The sequence below is a fragment of the Pseudomonas sp. CCOS 191 genome (genome assembly GCF_001007005.1).
GTDB classification, from domain to species: Bacteria; Pseudomonadota; Gammaproteobacteria; order Pseudomonadales; family Pseudomonadaceae; genus Aquipseudomonas; species Aquipseudomonas soli.
The window spans coordinates 3,820,338-3,837,765 of the sequence record NZ_LN847264.1 but is presented as its reverse complement, the minus strand read 5'-3'; the positions used below and the strand labels follow the sequence as shown (position 1 = coordinate 3,837,765).

The following is a 17,428-nucleotide window of genomic DNA, read 5'->3' as shown; positions in this document are numbered from 1 at the left end:
CAAGGACACAACAGACCGGGCTCATCGGTAGGTGACGAGCTCCGGCAACCGCAACAGCCGCACATGGGCTTGGCTGTTGAAGGAAGCCAGGGTGACGTCGCGGCCACGGAACTTCAGGTGGCTGAGCGACGTGTTGATGATCTGCCAGTTCAGGGTGAACGCCTGAGCCGGCGTGATTCCGCTTACCAGGTGGAGCAGGGCGGCGATGGTGCCGCCGGAAGTGAACAGGGCGATGTTGTCGCCGCTGGCGGCGCTGTCGAGCAGGCGCTCCAGGCCGTCGCCGACCCGGCCAGTGAAAGACTGCCAGGTTTCCAGGCGGTCGTCATGGTCGTGGTCGCCGTCGTGCCAGCGCTGCACCATCAGCGCGAACAGGCGCTGGAATTCGCTGCGGTGCTGGGCACCGTTGCGCAGTACATGCAGGGCTTCAGGCTCTTCAGGCAGCAGGCGCGGGAGCAGGGCGCGGATCACGCCATCGGCGTCGAACTCGTTGAAGGCCGCGTCGGTCTCAATGGCCGGCACCGGGTTGCCATGGGCATGCAGCGCGTCCAGGGCCAGGCGGGCGGTGTCCTGCTGGCGGCGCAGGGTACCGGCCACACAGCGGTCCAGGCGCAGGCCCAGTTGGGCGAGGTGTTCACCCAGCGCCTGGCTCTGACGTTCGCCCACAGGCGACAGCACGTCGTAGTCGGCGGCACCAAAGGAGGCTTGGCCATGTCGGATCAGGTAGAGATTGCCCACGTTGAAGTCCGGCCCGGTTGGAGGTTGCTGCGAGGTTAGGTTGCCCCAGGCGGGCTGTCAACGAAAAAACATACAAGCGTTTGAAAAGGTCGTTTGAACTGTGTTGCCAGCATTTTCACCCGCTGGCAGCGGCTCTGGCGCCCCGGTATGCTTGCATCCAGTTCGCGCCCTTGCGGCGCTGGTTTATCAAGGAGTCAATGTGGAGTTTCTTGCCGAATACGCAAGCTTTCTCGCCAAAACCGCCACCCTGGTGATCGCCATCCTGGTGGTGCTGTCGGCCATCGCCGGCCTGCGTGGCAAAGGGCGGCGCAAGGCGGGCGGGCAATTGCAGGTCACCCGCCTCAACGAGTTCTACAAGGAGCTGCGCGAGCGCCTGGAGTCGGGCCTGCTCGACAAGGCCCAGCTCAAGGCTGTGCGCAAGCAGCAGGCCAAGGCGGAAAAACAGCAGAAGAAAAAGCCTGAGGACAAGCGCCGGGTGTTCGTCCTCGATTTCGACGGCGACATCAAGGCCTCGGCCACCGAGAGCCTGCGCTACGAGATCACCGCGCTGCTGACCCTGGCCACCCCGCGTGACGAGGTGGTGCTGCGCCTGGAGAGCGGCGGTGGCATGGTGCACAGCTATGGCCTGGCGGCCTCGCAGCTGGCGCGCATCCGCGAGGCCGGCATCCCGCTGACCATCTGCATCGACAAGGTCGCCGCCAGCGGCGGCTACATGATGGCCTGTATCGGCGAGAAGATCGTCAGCGCACCGTTTGCCGTGCTCGGTTCGATTGGCGTGGTGGCGCAGATGCCCAACCTCAATCGCCTGTTGAAGAAGCATGACATCGATTTCGAAGTGCTCACCGCCGGCGAATACAAGCGCACCCTGACCGTGTTCGGCGAGAACACCGACAAGGGCCGGGAGAAGTTCCAGGAAGACCTGGACATCACCCACCAGCTGTTCAAGGATTTCGTCGCCCGCTACCGCCCGCAGCTTCATATAGACGAGGTGGCGACCGGCGAGGTCTGGCTCGGCATTGCTGCGCTCAATCGCCAGCTGGTCGACGAGCTGGGCACCAGCGACGAATACCTGAGCCGCAGCGCCCGTGAGGCCAACGTGTTCCACCTGCGCTTCGCAGAGCGCAAGAGCCTGCAGGAGCGCATCGGCGTGGCTGCCAGCGGGGCAGTGGAGAACACCCTGGTTGGCTTGTGGAGCAAACTCGGGCGTCTGCGCTAACACCTTGAACCCCTTGAAGATTTTTTTCTTCAAGGGGGTTGCAAGGTCCATCGAATGCCGACATAATGGCCTCCATCGAAACGCAGCTGACTTGAAAAAGCCCAGCGGTTTCAAGGAGATAGCGAAAGCTGACTCCGACTTTGAGGCCGAGTAGCAAAGTGGTTATGCTCCGGATTGCAAATCCGTCTACGCCGGTTCGATTCCGACCTCGGCCTCCACTATTCGAAACCCCGCAGATTAAGGTCTGCGGGGTTTTTCTTTGTGCGCCGGAAACTTCCGAAGTCCCAAAACAAATTACACGCAGTCCCAAAACTGGATCACTTGGAAGGCTTGGCGATCGCTCCGACTCGACGGTAAACGCGCTCGGTGATCCCTTTTTTGAGTGCCCTGCTGTATGCAATTGCCTTAGAATGGCCGCTTTTCACCCCTCAAAGGAATGATTACGTGGTGAGCAACAACGCCATCTGCTGCCCGCATTGCCAAGGCCAAAATGTCCAGCTGCTATCCGTGATTCACGCTGCTGGTACCACTCGCATTCAAGCAACTCACCAGACCAACTCCAGCTATGGTCCTGTCACGGTCGAAACGACTGGTCGGCATCAGACCGATTTGGCTGCTAGCGTAGGTCCGCCCCCGGGCAAACGCCTGTTGGGTCCTGTGATCATGACCGGAGTAGGTATCATCATCCTCTACGATGGTCTCAAGCTGATTAACACTTACTGGGGTGTCGACTGGACCAGGTTCTTCATCGGAGCCACGCTCGCCACCATCGGTGTGATCGGATTTGTGCGCCACTGGAAGTTCAACGTTGCGCAGTACGACAAGCTGGAAGAATGGCGCCGCACTTGGCTATGTCACGCGTGCGCCACGCGATTCCAGCCTTGAGCAACCTGGAAAGGCACCTTCGCAGACTCTGTGAAAACTTGATCTCTTCGAGCCGTTAAGAGAAAAGTCCATCTACGTCGGTTGGATGCCGGCCTCGGTCTCGACCATTCAAAACCCCCGCAGATCCAGGTCTGCGGTTTTGGTTATTCAAGGATGAAACGCAATGAAAAAGCTCAAAGAACTGGACGCAGCCGCCACCCGTTACCTGAGCAGGTACTCCCGCAAGCAGTTTTTCTCGATTTTCGTTGTGATTACGGCGATCAACTATTGGTGCGCCTACAACGTGGAGGGATACAAATCGATCTGGCTGGCAATGATCGGCGGCTGGTTCTTCGGTATGACCTTCGCGCCGTTCCACGCTAAAAAGAGCCAATCCTGAAGTTGGCTGCCGGCTAGCAGTCATTAAGCCAGGCGGCTTGCCAGAAGCTCGATAAACGCCCGCACCTTGACCGGTCGAAAGCGAGCCGTTGGAAAGACCGCATGGATCTCGCCTCGGGGTAGCGACCACTGCGGCAGCACTTCGATCAGCCGGCCTGCTTGCAGGTCAGGTTCCGCCACATAGTCCGGAAGGACCGATAGCCCGGCCCCGAGCAGCGTGGCTTCGCGCACTGCCAAGGTGGCGTTGAGCGACAGGCTGGCTTTCATCTCCACTGTTTCGCGCTGCGAGGCCCCCTTGGCAAATAGCCAACGGGTCGGTTCTCGCAACGCCAGGTTCGCCACGATCGGCAACTCGGCCAGATCCGCCGGGGCCTGCAGTTTGTCCACTCGCGCTTGCCACTGAGGGCCGGCCACCAATCGTTGCGCAAACTCGCCGATTCGCCGGGCCTGCAGATGTTGCTCGGTAATCCAGCCAACACGAATGGAAAGGTCCAGATCGTTGGCGCCAAGATCCAGGGTCTGGTCGCTGAAGTGTGCCTCGACCTTGCACTGCGGATATCGCTGCGAGAATGCGGTGATGGCCGGCACCACGACACCGATGCCGTAATCGAAAGGGGCGGTCAGGCGTAGGGTGCCCGTCGGCTCGCTGGCCGTTTCGGACAATTCCTCGAAAGCCTCTTCAGCCTCTTTGAGGATCAAGGCACAGCGGTGATAGAACTGCTGGCCCGCCTCGGTGGTGCGGACTTTCCGCGTGCTGCGAACCAGCAGTGTGGTGCGACAGTCGCTTTCAAGTCGCGCCACCTGCTGGCTGACCACGGCCTTGGTGATGCCGAGGCGCTCGGCAGCGGCGGTGAAGGAGCCGGTTTCGACCACCGCGGTGAAGTACGCAAGCCTGTTCAGGCTGGAAGCGCCGGTCATTGATTTGCCCTTGATGTATGCCAATAACATACAGTGTGTTTATTTTGTATGCGTTTAAATGTCAATTCGCGCGCTATAAGATTCGAGGCATTCCATTCAAGGCGTTTCACCATGAACAAGACCCTGGTTTACCTCTACGATCCACTGTGCGGCTGGTGCTACGGTGCAGGGGGACCGCTGCCTCAGGTTCTCGAATCCACGGGCCTTGCGTTGCGCCTGATACCGACGGGGCTGTTTTCCGGCAGCGGTGCTCGCGCCATGGATGATGACTTTGCGGCCTACGCCTGGAGCAACGACCAGCGTATCGAGCGCCTGACCGGGCAGGTCTTCAGTGAACGCTATCGTGACCAGGTACTCGCCGACCGTCTTCAGGGGTTCGACAGTGCTCCGTCTACCCTGGCGCTCAGCGCAGTGAACCTGACTTCACCAGAGCACGAGTTCGAAGCGCTCAAGGCGATTCAGGCGGCGCGCTATGTCGATGGCCTGGACGTGACTCGGCTGGAGACGTTGACAGCAGTGCTGGCGGACTTGGGTCTGGATGCCGCCGCGCAGCGGCTGACGCGTCCGGATTCGGCCTTGCTGCAGGCCAACGATGATCGTGTGGGGCAGGGGCGTGCCTTGTTGCGTCGCGTGGGCGGTCGAGGCGTGCCGACATTCGTTCTGCAACAAGCGGACGACGCCATGCAGTTGTTACCTGCCAGCGCTATCTTTTCAGATCCTCAGGCTTTCATTCGCGAGCTGAACGTGGGGGTAAAGCCATGAGCAGGAGCAACCTGGACATCATCCGAGCCTCGTACGAAGGCTCAGCCGAACAGAATGGCCGGAATCTGCTGGCGGCGCTGGCTGCGGATGTGATCTGGACGGAGGCGGCTGGCTTCCCTTATGCCGGTACCTATGTCGGCCCGCAGGCGATCATGGAGGGTGTGTTTCATCGCCTGGCCACCGAATGGGATGGCTACCAGGCCAAGGTGCATACCTATGTGGCCGAGGACGACCGGGTTGCCGCCTTCGGCGTCTATTCGGGCACCTATCGCAAGACCGGGAAGGCGATGACCGCTACCTTTGCCCATCTGTACCGGCTGAACAACGGCAAGATCGTCAGCATGGAGCAATACGTCGACAGTGCGCAGGTCAACGCGGCGCTTACCTGAGCGTTTCACGGTCGCCGTCGGTTCCAGGCGCAGGCCGCTGCAGGGCGGCCTGCGCCGACTGGCAATTACTTGCCCGAAGCGTCCTGCTCGACCACCAGGTCCAGCACATAGACCTGCGACGAGGCGTCGGCCGGCGGGTTCTTCCATTCGTATTGCTTCACGCGCAGCACGGTGCGCACGCCGGCACGGTGCTCGAAGCCCTCGATGGACTGGTACAGCGGGTGCCAGCTGTCCTGGGTCGCCAGCTGCAGGCCGGCGTCGTCATAGCGACGCTCGCGCACTTGCAGGCACTGGTAGTTGGGGATCAGTGGATGGCTGCACTTGACGGTCTTGGCGGCCACTTCCAGGAACTTGATCTCGCCCTTGCTGCCATAGCGGGTTTCCGGGGTGGCTTCGCCCTGGAACTTCAGTACCGAGCCGTCCTGGGTGGTCAGTTGCAGCACCGGCTCCCCGGCATCGTCGGAGAGGGTGGTACGCAGGTCGCCCTTGAACAGGCGCCCGACCTGGGCGTCCAGTTCCATCAGGGGCTTGTCGCAGGCCTTCAGGGTCGAGGCCAGTGATTGCACCTTCAGTACCCCGTCCTGGTAGGAATAGCCGCCGAACTGGTTGTTGCAGCCGCCATTGATGTTCAGGTTACGTTCGGCGAAGTTCAACCGCAGTTTGCCCTCGATGCCAGGGGCCATGGCAGTGATGGGCTTGCCCGACGCATCGTTGGCCGCTACCAGGTTCCAGTAGTAGGCCGAGAGTTTGGGCTGGGTTGCGCTGGATGCGGCAGTGGTGGGCATGGAAGGCGTCCCTTCATGGGAGGTGGAAGCCGGGGCACATGCCTGGAGCAGGGCGGCGCAGACGGCAACGAGGAGAATGTTCTGTTTCATGGTTCGCTCTTTCAGCCTTGAAAAATGGGGGCGGCATCCGCGACAGGTGGGATGCGCGCGCCGGTAAACCGGGATATCGAGGCCGTTTCAGGATCGCTTCGCGACGTGGACCTTGCCACGTCTGTGAGCGTTATCGGACGGCCTCGGCGGTAACCGATGGCAATGGGACAGCATCGATCCCATTGAGTTTCATCGACGGGGTGGCCGGCAAGTGTTGCCAGATTTTGCAGGACAGCCCGCGCCCTCTAGACCTGCGGACCTTTGCAGGGATATCCACTCATTTTCGCGGCCTGCAGCGCCCGCTCGCTGGTCAAGGGCTTGAGTGCTCCCTCTGCGTAGCCGTTCTTGATGTAAAGAAAATAGTTGCCCTTCAGATCGTGGAGGATCCGGTACACATCGGCAGCTCTATGGGGGGTCGGCAGCGTGACGTTGTCGACCACCAGTTCATGGCCCTCGATACCCAGCTTGCCCAGCTTGGTCGTGAAGTCTGCTTCGAAGGCTGCGCGCCAGCGATTGCGTTCATAGGTACATGCCCAGAAGAGGGCGGTCAGTAGCAATAGCCCTGCGCACAGGAAGGCTATGTCGGTGAGCAGTTTCAGCATGTCGTTCCTTTGACCTGTGGTCCTTCAATACCGGCTGGGTGTCACTTTACCAAGTCGCAACGGTAATATGCGCGCCCGCCGTGGTGCCAATAGGCCTGATCGCTCAAGCAGGGTCATGGCGAAGCCCCATGTCATTGCCATGGTCTAGGATTGCACAGAGCCCAATCTTCAGAGGCAAGCAGCAATGAGCAAACGTCGCACAGTCATTGCCACACTGACATCCATCGCACTGGTGCTGGCGCCCTGCATATCCTTCGCCGACCCGGGTAATGGCAAGGGGCACGGCAAGGGGCAATCCCAGCAGAACCACGGCAACCAAGGGGCGGGCAAGCACGATGGCGGTCATGGCGGTCCCGTGATCGACCGTGGCGATGTGCTCGGTATCCTGGGTGGGCACCGCGACTACTGGAGCCCGGGGCCTGCATTGCCTCCCGGCATCCAGAAGAACCTGGCGCGTGGCAAGCCGTTGCCCCCAGGCATCGCCAAGAAGCTCGATGGCCGGTTGCTGGGCCAGCTACCGCGTTATGACGGTTATGAATGGATGCAGGCGGGCGTGGACCTGATCCTGGTTGCGGTGGCCACGGGCGTGATCTACGAAGTGCTCAATGGTGCCTTCGACTAAAACCGTGGGCAAAGAAAAGGCCCGCTGGGGAGGGCGGGCCAAGTGTTTCACGGATGAGTCATCACCTTGGCACGGCAGACGTGAAAATGTTGTCAATTGGCGCTGCGTTCGAGTAAGCGGGGAGCACAAAAAAGAAAACCCGCCAATCAGGCGGGTTGAACAGAACGTATCGAAGCCAGGTCAGTCTGCCTAGGCGTTTGTCAGAATTTCGTGAAGGCCACCCGGTAATCGTGCAGTAAACGTTACTGAGTTTTTCATAAGTCCGGCGAACGTTCCCCGGCAACGGCTCCCGAGCATCTAACGGTGCAGCAGCTCCAGCTGGCTGATCACGCAGACAGACGCGTCCGTGGACGGGGTGTCATCGCTGAAGTCCACCTGGTTGTAGACGCCGCCATGGAAGTTGAAGGTGTGGTCCTTCCAGCCCGAGGTCATTTGCAGCAGCCCGGAGTCGCCGCTGCGGCCGTTGCAGGCAGCGCTCACCGTCGCGGCCCTGGCCGCAGTGACTTCGAGGGTAATGTCGAAGGGCGTGCCTAGAGGCACATCGACGAGGAGGGTGCTGTTGGCCGGCGTTGCCTGGTTAAAGTCCCGGCGAAAGCCGAGGGTGATCTTGCCCTTGTTCCAGAACACCTTGATCGCCGGGCTGTCGTCGTCTTTCACATGCAGTTGCGCGATCACCACCTTCTGCGCCGAGTTGACCTGCTCCAGCACCATGCGCTGGTGGCTGAAATGTCGGCTGGCGCTGCTCATGGCCCAATAGGTGGCTTCCTTCCACTCGCAGCGGGTTCGATGGGTACTCTTGCTCGACGCGCCCCTGGTCGGCGCAGTCATGCGCACTGCGCCACTGCTCAGCCGGCTTACAACCAGGGGCAGGCTGGCGAGGGCCTGGGCGCCGGTGACCTCCAGGGCCACAGGGTTGGTAGCGGATTTGGGCACCGGGGTAGTAATGATCAGTTGGTCGATGTTCACGGCCATGGGGAAAGCTCCTGGGTGAAAAAGATCCTGCACCCATGCGAGCGCTGAAATGGCGGACGGTTCAGTGGTGCGAGGGAGGTCCAGGCAAAAAAAGCCCGCCAGCGCGGCGGGCAAAGAACGTTTTTGAAGGGAGAGCCTGCACTGTGCGCCTGGTCGGTTAAGCCGGGGTTAACTGCCATGAGGATTGACCCCATGCGCCGATACGCCTATACAGGCCTGCCGTTGTTACCGGAGCCCGTGATGCACGACGAAGACGATCTGCACGAACCTGAGCACGACCATCTGCTCGACCCAGAATTCCACGAGGGCTACGACCCCGAGGCGGATGCCTACGGGGCTCTTGACGAAGTCGAGGAGGACGAAGAGTCACTCGACGACTTCGATGACGAAGAGGACCACCCGGCCTGGCACGACGACTGCGACGACTGATGTCGACGCGGGTGCTCAGCGGCGGTCGAGGGAGAAGCGCCCGGCGCCGGTGAGGGCCAGTAGCAATAACCCGCCGACGATGGCGAGGTTCTTCAGGAACTGGGTCATGTTGGCGCTGCGCTCGGGCTCGACCATGTTCCAGTACGGATGCCCGATCAGCGCGGTGCCGAGCACGAACAGGGCGAACAGCAAGGCCAGGGGGCGGGTGTAGAACCCCAGGATCAACAGGATGCCGACCAGCAGCTCCATGATCACGGCGATGGCCGCAGCCAGCATCGGGGCGGGGGCGCCCAGGGAGGTCATGTAGCCGACCGTGCCTTCGAACCCGGTCAGCTTGCTCCAGCCGGAGAGCACGAACAGGATCATCAGCAGGATGCGGGCGAGCAGCAGAATGAAGTCGCGTTGACCGTCGAGCAGGCTATAGCGCATGGCGGCGCTCCAGTGAACAGGGACAGGTTCCACTCTAGCAGCTGCGCGGCGGATTTCCGGCGGGTACGAAAAAGGCGCCGCAAGGGCGCCTTCATCGACAGAAGATGGTGCGAGTGGCGGGACTCGAACCCGCAAGGCTCACGCCGACAGATTTTAAGTCTGCTGTGTATACCAATTCCACCACACTCGCACGATTGCTGGCGCGCTTCATGGCAGCAAGGCCCAGGCAATCAGGCGCGCTTTATAACCTATTGTTATAGAAGCGTCAACCAGCCTAGGCTCTGTCCGAAATGTATCTGCACTCGCCCATACTGCGTTGAAACGGGGCTCGGAATGCTCATGTACTCCAGTACACTGCGCTTCCTCCCCCCGTTTCGCCTTGTCTGGCCTTCGCGCAGACACATTTCGTACAGACCCTGAGGTTCAGGGTTCGATAGCACGCGCGATATCGCGCATTTCACAGGCGCTATGGCGCAGGTCATCGACGTGCCCACCCATGGCGTGCGCATCGGCCTGATGAATCGAATGACGCAGGTAACGGACATGGCCGTCCAGCGCCTGGCTCAGTTCATCGAGTTCGCTGGCGCTGCGCATCAGGTCGTCCTGCAGCCCTTGCATGCGAAGGTTGGAGGTCATGATGGTTCCTGTGGGATCCGGGGCGCGGGCACTATAGTTCAATTGACAGGATGCTGCCATTGCGCCACTGTCGCGCATTGGATCCAACCAGGCCTGTTGCCATGTCATCGCTTCCCCCTGGTCCGGACGCATCGCGGCGTATCCGCCCGAAGTTGTTCTGGCGCCTATTGTTTCTGCTGGTCTGCCTGCTGGCGGCGTTCCTGTATGCCGGCTTCATCAGCCTGGGTGGTTACCTGCTGATGCTCGGCTTCGAGCAGGAGGCTGCGCAGCCCAGGCGCTTGCTCGCCTTTGCAGGCGCAGCGCTGATCCTGTTGGTGGGGGTGTGGCTGCTCAAGGTGGCGATGCCGCGCAAGCTGGTGCCGACCGTGGTGGAGCGCGAGCGCTGACGATCGTCGTATAAGGTGCAGTGCAGGCTGGACTTTTGACTACGCTCAATATGTCCTTTCGCGGTGCTTGTGGAGCTCGCATGGTTTCGACAGACCGCCCCACCCATTCGGTGATGCCAGAGGCACGCTACGAGCAGTTGGTCCAGGCGGTGGTGGACTACGCCATCTATATGCTCGACCCAACCGGCCATGTGGTGTCCTGGAACGCTGGCGCGCAGCGGATCAAGGGCTACGATGCCGATGAGATCATCGGCCAGCATTTCTCGCTGTTCTTCACCGCCCAGGACTGTGCCGACGGCCGCCCGCAACGCTTGCTGCGCCAGGCACTCGAGGAAGGCAAGGCGCAGGACGAAGGCTGGCGCGTGCGCAAGGATGGCACGCAGTTCTGGGCGCTGGCGGCGCTGGATGTGATCCGCGACGCGCAGGGCGAGGTCATCGGCCTGGCCAAGGTCACCCGCGACATCACTGATCGCCGCGAGTCGGCCCTGCAGCTCGATGCCATGCGTGCGCAACTGTTCCAGGCGCAAAAGCTCGAGGCCCTGGGGCAACTCACCGGGGGCTTGGCCCATGACTTCAACAACCTGCTGACCATTATCCTCAGCTCTGCGCGGCTTGCCAGCAGCAGCCAGGATCCGGCTCGCGTGAGGCGCTTGCTGGAGCATATCCTCGATGCCGGCCAGCGCGGCACCCAGCTGACTCAGCAATTGCTCAGCTTTGCCCGGCATCGGCAACTGAGCATCACGCGCATCGTGCCTGCCGAGGCGATCGATATCATTTGTGGGCTGGCGGAGCACGCATTGCCCCGGGAAATCGAATTGCTACCCCAGGTACAGCCTGACTTGCCGCTGATCGAGGTGGACGCCGGGCAGTTGCAGATGGTCTTGCTGAACCTGGTGTTCAACGCCCGCGACGCGATTGCCGCCACCGGGCAGATCCGTCTGGTGGTCGAAAGTGTGCAGTTGTCCGGCGAAGTGGATGGGCTGTATGGGAGCTTCGTGCGCTTCGATGTACGTGATGACGGCCAGGGCATCGACCCGCAGGTGCTGCCACGGATCTTCGAGCCATTCTTCACCACCAAGGCCTTTGGCAAGGGCACTGGCCTTGGCCTGAGTCAGGCCTATGGCTTCGCCCGGCAGAGCAATGGCATGATCGAGGTGTCCAGCCGGCTTGGCGAGGGCACCTGCATGAGCTTGTACCTGCCAGCCCGGACGGGCCCCGATTCGCTTTCGACCGACGGATAGACAGCCATGGTAGAGCAACTGAAGCGACTGGCCACGGGCATCGAGGGGCTCGATGCGCTGCTCAAAGGTGGGCTGGTGGTCGGCGCCTCTTATATCGTTCAGGGGCATCCCGGCTCGGGCAAGACCATCCTGGCCAACCAGCTGGCGTGCAACCATGTGCGTGAGGGTGGTCGGGTCCTGGTGGCGACGTTGCTCAGCGAGTCCCATGAACGGCTGTTCCAGTACCTGTCGACCCTGAGCTTCTTCGACGCGGCGCTGGTGGGCGACACCATCCAGTTCGTCAGCGCATTCGACACCCTCGAGCAGGACGGCCTGGACGCGGTGGTCAGGCTGTTGCGCCAGGAAATTGCCCGGCAGCAGGCCACCTTGCTGATCGTCGACGGGCTGCTCAACGCCCGCTCCAGGGCGGAAACCAGCCTCGACACCAAGAAATTCGTCTCCGAACTGCAGGGGCATGCGGCGTTCGCCGGCTGCACGCTGCTGCTGCTGACCAGTGCGCGGCTGGACGAGGGTAGCCCCGAGCACACCATGGTCGATGGTGTTATCGAACTTGGCGAGCACCTGGTTGGCAGCACGGCGGTGCGCCATGTCCAGTTGCGCAAGACGCGCGGCAGTGGTGCGTTGTCCGGGCGCCACGAATGCCTGATCACGGAGGCGGGGTTGCAGGTCTACCCGCGCCTGGAGTCGCTGTACAGTCGCCCCAGCCAGGCAGGAGCGCAAACCCTGAGCCGGGTCGCCACGGGTGTTGCCGACCTCGATACCATGCTCGGCGGCGGACTGGCCGAGGCGTCGGTTACCCTGCTGATGGGGCCATCGGGCGTAGGCAAGACAGCGCTGGGCATCGCGTTCCTGGCCGCTTCGACCAAGGCTGCGCCGGGCCTGCACTTCGGTTTCTACGAGACGCCGGCGCGGTTGCGCTTGAAGGCTTGCGCGCTGGGCTTCGACCTGCCGGCACTCGAGCGTGAAGGCAGCGTGCAACTGAGCTGGCAATCGACCACCGAAGGCCTGCTGGACCAACTCGGCGCCCAGCTGTTGGCGCAGGTCGAAGCGCTCGGTGCCAGGCGCGTGGTAATCGACAGCCTTGGAGCCTTCGGCCGCCTGGCACTGGAGCCTGCCCGCCTGAATGCCTTCTTCCGCGCGCTGACCGGTGAGCTGCGTGCCCGTGGCGTGACGGTGCTGCTGACCTGGGAGATGCGTGACATCTTCGGCTCGGAAATCACCGCGCCGGCCCCCGACCTGTCGAGCATTGTCGACAACCTGATACTGATGCGCTTCGCCGAGCTCGACGCGCAACTGCACCGCGCCCTGTCGGTGATCAAGGTGCGCGACAGCGACCACGACCCTGCTTTGCAGGCACTGAATCTGGGGCCTCATGGCATCAGCCTGGCGCGGGCGTTCGACGGTGCCAGTGGCGTGCTCAGTGGCTCGGCGACACCGCCGGGAGATCGCTGATGGGATGAACAGCATCCTGATCGTCGACGACGAGTACCTGATTGCCGATATCCTCGGTTTTGCCCTGGAGGACGAAGGCTACCTGGTTGAAAAGGCGAGCAACGGGCGCAAGGCCCTGGAGGCCTTGAAGGAAAAGCGCGTGGACCTGGTGATCACCGACTACATGATGCCGGTGCTCAACGGCGAGGAACTACTGCAGGCCATACGCGAAGAGCTGCAACTGGCGGACCTGCCGGTCATTCTCATGAGCGGCGCCCAGGCCAGCCAGGGCCGGGCCTGCCCCGGGAAGTTCGCGGCGGTGTTCGACAAGCCATTCGACATGGACCGGATGATCGCCACGGTGCGCGAATTACTGGGCACCTGAGGTTCAGGAGAGGCTCCCCGCATGGGCGGGCAATCGATCAGGCGCATCCGTGCGGCATGATGCGGTTGGCTTGCGGGTTACTCGTCGTTGCTTTTCTCGGGCGCGGGGCTGCCGGCCTGGATCCGCTTGTAGATCTCTTCACGGTGCACCTGGACATCTTTCGGTGCATCGATACCGATCCTCACTTGCATCCCCTTGACGCCCAGAATGGTGACTTTGATGTCATCGTCGATGACGATGCTTTCGCCAACCTTGCGGGTGAGTATCAGCATGTAGTTCTCCTTGGTGATGTAGAAAACCGCCGAGCCAGGTGCTCTGCGGTGGGAGCCTGTCCCTCTTCCTTCTCATTAAAGACGCTTTCGGCGGATAGTAATTCCCCGACAGACAAATTCTGTTGTCGATCTTTAGTTGCAGGCGCCGGCAGGGCTGCGGGGCAACCCCACGGCAACGTGCTCGGTGGCAAGGATAGGGTGCTTGGCGCCATATGGGAAATTTCTCTGCTCGATGAAGTAAATAGTGACCGTCAATGATCGTCTTGGCGCTCCAGCATCTGCAGGAAACGCAGCAGTGCCACTTCCTCGGTTTCCAGGCCCCTGCGCGGACGTGCACGGGGCAATGCCGAAAGCCGGCCAAGGTGGAAGTGCTCGAGCACTGCGGGATGGATGTAGCAGCGTCGGCACACTGCCGGTGTGTTGCCCAGGCGCGTCGCCACCTGGCGGACGATGGCGGCGACCTGCCGGCGCGCCTCGCTGTCGGGCTCCCAGGCCTGCGGCCTGAGCAGGCTCAGCGCCAGGCTGCTGCCGGCCCAGGTGCGGTAGTCCTTGGCGGTGAAGTCGGCGCCGGTCAGCTGCTGGAGGAACTGGTTGACCTCGGTCGAGCCGATGCCATGGCGTTGCCCCTGTTCGTCCAGGTACTGGAACAAGCTCTGGCCGGGCAGTTCCATGCAGCGCTTGACCAGGCCGGCCAGGCGCCGGTCGGTCAGGGTGACATTGTGTTCGACGCCGCGCTTGCCGCGGAACTGGAAGCGGATACGGCTGCCCTTGACCTGCACATGGCGGGTATCGAGGGTGGTCAGCCCGTAGGAGCGGTTGTCGCGCAGGTACTGGCGGTTGCCGATGCGGATCAGCGTGGTGTCGAGCAGGCTGATCACCAGCGCCATGACCTTCTCCCGGCCAAGCCCGGGGCAGGCCAGGTGCGTGTCCAGTTGCTTGCGCAGCCTCGGCAGCACCTCGGCGAAGGCCAGCATGCGCGCGTACTTGTGCTGGTCGCGCAGCTCGCGCCATTGCGTGTGGTAGCGGTACTGCTTGCGCCCCCGGGCGTCGCGCCCGGTGGCCTGCAGGTGCCCTTGCGGGTCGGCGCAGATCCACACGTCGGTGTAGGCCGGTGGGATCACCAGGGCGGCGATGCGCGCCAGGGTCTCCTTATCGCGCACCCGCTGGTTGCCGGCGTCGAAGTAGTGGAAGCGGTCGCGCCAGCGCCGGCGGGTCAGGCCGGGCTGGCTGTCATCGACATAATGCAGGGCGGCAGGCAACGGGCAGTCGGGCATCGGCGCAGTCCATCGAGGGCACTCTTGCTGCAATGGACAGCAGCCGCCGCGTCATTGCTCAGCCCAACAGCGCCACCGACTTGATCTGCGCCCACAGCAACTGGCCCGGGCGCACGTCGAGCTGGTCCGCCGAATAGCGTGTGATGCGTGCCAGCAGCGCACTGCCGGCGGCATCCAGGCTGACCAGCACATGGGCCGGGTTTTCCGCCGGGCGGCATTCGCGGACCCGCACCGGCAGGCGGTTGAGAATGCTCGACGCGCCGTCGGCGGCCAATGCCAGGCTGACGTCCCGGGCCTGGACTTTCAGGCGCAGGGTGCTGCCCACCTGCAAGGCGGGGTGGGCGATCCGCAGCAGCTGCCCCTCCGTGCCGGGCAGGCGCAAGTCGAACAGCTCATAATGCGGGTCGTGGCCCACCACCACGCCTTCGAGCACCACCCCGGCATCCTCGCCCTGGGCCAACGGCAGGTCCAGGCGGGCCAGGGTCTGGCCGATCGGCCCGCTGGCCACCGCCTTGCCCTGTTCGAGCAGGACCAGGTGGTCGGCCAGGCGCGCCACTTCGTCCTGGGCATGGCTGACGTAGATCAGCGGGATATCCAGCTCGTCGTGCAGGCGCTCCAGGTACGGGAGGATTTCACGCTTGCGCGCGCTGTCGAGGGCAGCCAGGGGCTCGTCCATCAGCAACAGTCGCGGGCTGCTGAGCAAGGCTCGGGCGATGCCGACCCGTTGTGCCTCGCCGCCGGACAGCGTTGCCGGCTTGCGCGCCAGCAGGTGGCCGATGCCCAGCAATTGGCAGGCCTGCTCCTGGCTGATCTTGCGGGCCTGGGGGGCAATGCGGCGCCAGCCGAACTCCAGGTTGCCTTGCACCGACAGGTGCGGGAACAGGCTGGCCTCCTGGAACACGTAGCCGACCGGGCGCCGGTGCGGGGGGATGAAGTGCCCGCGGGCGCTGTCTTCCCACACCTCGCCATTGATTTCGATGTAGGCGCTGGCGGCACGTTCCAGGCCGGCCAGGCAGCGCAGGCAGGAGGTCTTGCCTGAGCCGGAGTGGCCGAACAGGGCGCTGATGCCGCGACCGGGCAGGTCAAGGTCGACGTCCAGGGTGAAGTCGTCACGCGCCAGTTTCAGGCGCGCCTGTATCGATGCGCTCATTTCAGCTCCAGCCTGCCTTGCCACGGCGGCCGGCATAGAGCATCAGCAGCACCAGGAACGAGAATACCAGCATGGCCCCGGCCAGCCAGTGGGCCTGGCTGTATTCCATGGCCTCGACGTGATCGAAGATCTGCACCGAGACCACGCGGGTCTTGTCGGGAATGTTGCCACCAATCATCAGCACCACGCCGAACTCGCCGACGGTATGGGCGAAGCCGAGGATGCTGGCGGTAATGAAACCGGGGCGAGCCAGGGGCAGCACCACGTGGATGAAGGTGTCCCACGGGCTGGCGCGCAGCGTCGCGGCCACTTCCAGGGGGCGCTGGCCGATGGCGCCGAAGGCGTTCTGCAGTGGCTGCACCACGAAGGGCATCGAATACACCACCGAGCCGATCACCAGCCCGGTGAAGCTGAACACCACGCTGCCCAGGCCGAGGGCCTGGGTGGCCTGGCCGATCCAGCCATGGGGGCCGAGGGCCAGCAGCAGGTAGAAGCCGATTACCGTCGGCGGCAGCACCAGGGGCAGGGCCACCACCGCGCCGATCGGCCCGCGCAGCCAGGAGCGGGTGCGCGCCAGCCACCAGGCGATGGGCGTGCCCAGCACCAGGAGGATGGCGGTGGTGAGGCTGGCCAGTTTGATGGTCAGCCAGATGGCACCCAGGTCACTGGCGTCGAGGGGCATCAGAGCTCATAGCCGTAGGACTTGATCACTGCGGCGGCCTTCGGACCTTTGAGGTAATCGACCAGGGCCTTGGCGGCCGGGTTGTCCTTGCCTTTGTTGAGGATCACCGCATCCTGGCGGATCGGGTCATGCAGCTCGGCGGGCACGATCCAGGCCGAGCCTTCGCTGACCTTGCCGTCCTTGTAGATCTGCGACAGCGCGACGAAGCCAAGCTCGGCATTGCCGGTGGAGACGAACTGGAAGGCCTGGGTGATGTTCTGGCCCTCGACGATCTTGGCCTTGGTCGCTTCGGTCAGCTTCAGCTTGTCCAGCACCTGGGTGGCTGCCAGGCCATAGGGCGCGGCCTTGGGGTTGGCGATGGACAGGTGCTTGTACTCGTTCTTCTTCAGCACATCACCCTTGGCGTCGACATAGCCTGGCTTGGCCGACCACAGCGCCAGGGTACCGATGGCGTAGGTGAAGCGCGAGCCTGCAACGATTTCCTTTTCCTGTTCCAGCTTGGCCGGGGTGCTGTCGTCGGCGGCGAGGAATACCTCGAATGGCGCGCCGTTCTTGATCTGTGCGTAGAACTGGCCGGTGGCGCCGTAGGCAGCGACCAGCTTGTGGCCGGTGTCCTTCTCGAAATCCTTGGCGATGGCCTGGATGGGCGCTGTGAAGTTGGCCGCGACGGCGACCTGGACTTCATCGGCCCAGGCACTGTTGAGGCAGATCAGGCTGGCGAGGGTGCTGGCGGCCAGATAGGACAAGCGAATACGCATG

Annotated in this window: 23 protein-coding genes and 2 tRNA genes; 12 read left to right on the top strand and 13 right to left on the bottom strand. The window is 62.8% G+C overall.

All coding sequences use genetic code 11. The features are described from left to right. Positions 1–21: 21 nt before the first annotated feature. On the bottom strand, positions 22–735 hold the full coding sequence (locus tag CCOS191_RS16995) for a histidine phosphatase family protein (protein WP_038705820.1): 714 nt from the start codon (positions 733–735) through the stop codon (positions 22–24). Positions 736–934: 199 nt separating this feature from the next. Between CCOS191_RS16995 and sohB the strand changes: the two genes are divergently transcribed. The 4 genes from sohB (at position 935) to CCOS191_RS16975 (ending at position 3,215) form a co-directional block, all read left to right on the top strand. After that, positions 935–1,951 (top strand): protease SohB, encoded by a 1,017-nt coding sequence (sohB, locus tag CCOS191_RS16990; RefSeq protein WP_046856222.1) that lies wholly within the window; start codon positions 935–937, stop codon positions 1,949–1,951. A 144-nt stretch (positions 1,952–2,095) separates the two neighbouring features. Next, positions 2,096–2,169: transfer RNA gene (locus tag CCOS191_RS16985), tRNA-Cys, on the top strand. A 229-nt stretch (positions 2,170–2,398) separates the two neighbouring features. Next, a complete protein-coding gene (locus CCOS191_RS16980; RefSeq protein ID WP_156177633.1) occupies positions 2,399–2,836 on the top strand; it encodes a hypothetical protein in 438 nt (145 codons plus the stop codon). Positions 2,837–2,999: 163 nt separating this feature from the next. Further along, positions 3,000–3,215 carry a hypothetical protein gene (locus CCOS191_RS16975; RefSeq protein WP_046856220.1) on the top strand — a complete coding sequence of 72 codons (216 nt, stop codon included), beginning with the start codon at positions 3,000–3,002 and terminating at the stop codon, positions 3,213–3,215. 23 nt (positions 3,216–3,238) lie between these two features. On the opposite strand, the gene CCOS191_RS16970 is transcribed toward CCOS191_RS16975, so the two are convergent. Further along, positions 3,239–4,132 (bottom strand): LysR family transcriptional regulator, encoded by an 894-nt coding sequence (locus tag CCOS191_RS16970; RefSeq protein ID WP_197541421.1) that lies wholly within the window; start codon positions 4,130–4,132, stop codon positions 3,239–3,241. Positions 4,133–4,243: 111 nt separating this feature from the next. Here CCOS191_RS16970 and CCOS191_RS16965 point away from each other — a divergent pair, with 111 nt between their 5' ends. Together CCOS191_RS16965 and CCOS191_RS16960 are read left to right on the top strand one after the other, a co-directional pair. Then, positions 4,244–4,894 (top strand): DsbA family protein, encoded by a 651-nt coding sequence (locus CCOS191_RS16965; protein ID WP_046856218.1) that lies wholly within the window; start codon positions 4,244–4,246, stop codon positions 4,892–4,894. Then, a complete protein-coding gene (locus tag CCOS191_RS16960; RefSeq protein ID WP_046856217.1) occupies positions 4,891–5,283 on the top strand; it encodes a nuclear transport factor 2 family protein in 393 nt (130 codons plus the stop codon). Before CCOS191_RS16965 ends, CCOS191_RS16960 begins: the two co-directional genes overlap by 4 nt. A gap of 65 nt (positions 5,284–5,348) precedes the next feature. Here the strand turns inward: CCOS191_RS16960 and CCOS191_RS16955 are convergent, their stop codons facing one another. Together CCOS191_RS16955 and CCOS191_RS16950 are read right to left on the bottom strand one after the other, a co-directional pair. After that, a complete protein-coding gene (locus CCOS191_RS16955) occupies positions 5,349–6,158 on the bottom strand; it encodes an META and DUF4377 domain-containing protein (RefSeq protein WP_046856216.1) in 810 nt (269 codons plus the stop codon). 245 nt (positions 6,159–6,403) lie between these two features. Continuing rightward, the gene (locus tag CCOS191_RS16950) at positions 6,404–6,760 is read right to left on the bottom strand and encodes a hypothetical protein (RefSeq protein WP_046856215.1); all 357 of its coding nucleotides are present in this window, start codon (positions 6,758–6,760) and stop codon (positions 6,404–6,406) included. 184 nt (positions 6,761–6,944) lie between these two features. On the opposite strand from CCOS191_RS16950, the gene CCOS191_RS16945 reads away from it, so the two are divergent. Beyond that, positions 6,945–7,382 (top strand): anti-virulence regulator CigR family protein, encoded by a 438-nt coding sequence (locus CCOS191_RS16945; protein ID WP_046856214.1) that lies wholly within the window; start codon positions 6,945–6,947, stop codon positions 7,380–7,382. A gap of 297 nt (positions 7,383–7,679) precedes the next feature. Here CCOS191_RS16945 and CCOS191_RS16940 read toward each other — a convergent pair whose 3' ends face one another. Further along, positions 7,680–8,354 carry a polysaccharide lyase family 7 protein gene (locus tag CCOS191_RS16940; protein ID WP_046856213.1) on the bottom strand — a complete coding sequence of 225 codons (675 nt, stop codon included), beginning with the start codon at positions 8,352–8,354 and terminating at the stop codon, positions 7,680–7,682. Positions 8,355–8,594: 240 nt separating this feature from the next. Here CCOS191_RS16940 and CCOS191_RS16935 point away from each other — a divergent pair, with 240 nt between their 5' ends. Next, positions 8,595–8,783, top strand: a complete 189-nt coding sequence (locus tag CCOS191_RS16935; protein ID WP_046857840.1) for a hypothetical protein — start codon at positions 8,595–8,597, stop codon at positions 8,781–8,783. Between the two features lie 15 nt (positions 8,784–8,798). On the opposite strand, the gene CCOS191_RS16930 is transcribed toward CCOS191_RS16935, so the two are convergent. The 3 genes from CCOS191_RS16930 to CCOS191_RS16920 all read right to left on the bottom strand — a co-directional run bounded on the left by CCOS191_RS16930 (position 8,799) and on the right by CCOS191_RS16920 (position 9,848). Beyond that, entirely contained in the window at positions 8,799–9,212 is a 414-nt protein-coding gene (locus CCOS191_RS16930) for a DoxX family protein (protein WP_046856212.1), read from the bottom strand. 105 nt (positions 9,213–9,317) lie between these two features. Next, positions 9,318–9,402 (bottom strand) — tRNA-Leu (locus CCOS191_RS16925). A gap of 233 nt (positions 9,403–9,635) precedes the next feature. Continuing rightward, entirely contained in the window at positions 9,636–9,848 is a 213-nt protein-coding gene (locus CCOS191_RS16920) for a hypothetical protein (protein ID WP_046856211.1), read from the bottom strand. Between the two features lie 101 nt (positions 9,849–9,949). Between CCOS191_RS16920 and CCOS191_RS16915 the strand changes: the two genes are divergently transcribed. The 4 genes from CCOS191_RS16915 (at position 9,950) to CCOS191_RS16900 (ending at position 13,291) form a co-directional block, all read left to right on the top strand. Continuing rightward, complete coding sequence (locus CCOS191_RS16915) at positions 9,950–10,234, top strand: hypothetical protein (RefSeq protein ID WP_046856210.1); 285 nt, start codon at positions 9,950–9,952, stop codon at positions 10,232–10,234. An 80-nt stretch (positions 10,235–10,314) separates the two neighbouring features. Further along, positions 10,315–11,475, top strand: a complete 1,161-nt coding sequence (locus CCOS191_RS16910; protein WP_046856209.1) for a two-component system sensor histidine kinase NtrB — start codon at positions 10,315–10,317, stop codon at positions 11,473–11,475. A gap of 6 nt (positions 11,476–11,481) precedes the next feature. Next, complete coding sequence (locus CCOS191_RS16905; RefSeq protein ID WP_046856208.1) at positions 11,482–12,927, top strand: ATPase domain-containing protein; 1,446 nt, start codon at positions 11,482–11,484, stop codon at positions 12,925–12,927. Positions 12,928–12,931: 4 nt separating this feature from the next. Next, a complete protein-coding gene (locus CCOS191_RS16900) occupies positions 12,932–13,291 on the top strand; it encodes a response regulator (RefSeq protein WP_046856207.1) in 360 nt (119 codons plus the stop codon). A 77-nt stretch (positions 13,292–13,368) separates the two neighbouring features. Here the strand turns inward: CCOS191_RS16900 and csrA are convergent, their stop codons facing one another. From csrA to modA, 5 genes are all read right to left on the bottom strand, one after another. Then, positions 13,369–13,563 (bottom strand): carbon storage regulator CsrA, encoded by a 195-nt coding sequence (csrA, locus tag CCOS191_RS16895; RefSeq protein ID WP_023628788.1) that lies wholly within the window; start codon positions 13,561–13,563, stop codon positions 13,369–13,371. A gap of 251 nt (positions 13,564–13,814) precedes the next feature. Further along, the gene (locus tag CCOS191_RS16890) at positions 13,815–14,837 is read right to left on the bottom strand and encodes a DNA topoisomerase IB (RefSeq protein WP_046856206.1); all 1,023 of its coding nucleotides are present in this window, start codon (positions 14,835–14,837) and stop codon (positions 13,815–13,817) included. 58 nt (positions 14,838–14,895) lie between these two features. Beyond that, positions 14,896–15,987 carry a molybdenum ABC transporter ATP-binding protein gene (gene modC, locus CCOS191_RS16885; RefSeq protein ID WP_046856205.1) on the bottom strand — a complete coding sequence of 364 codons (1,092 nt, stop codon included), beginning with the start codon at positions 15,985–15,987 and terminating at the stop codon, positions 14,896–14,898. A gap of 1 nt (position 15,988) precedes the next feature. After that, complete coding sequence (gene modB / locus CCOS191_RS16880) at positions 15,989–16,669, bottom strand: molybdate ABC transporter permease subunit (RefSeq protein ID WP_046856204.1); 681 nt, start codon at positions 16,667–16,669, stop codon at positions 15,989–15,991. After that, positions 16,669–17,427 carry a molybdate ABC transporter substrate-binding protein gene (modA, locus tag CCOS191_RS16875; protein ID WP_046856203.1) on the bottom strand — a complete coding sequence of 253 codons (759 nt, stop codon included), beginning with the start codon at positions 17,425–17,427 and terminating at the stop codon, positions 16,669–16,671. The genes modB and modA overlap by 1 nt, the downstream gene beginning before the upstream one ends. Position 17,428 lies beyond the last annotated feature (1 nt).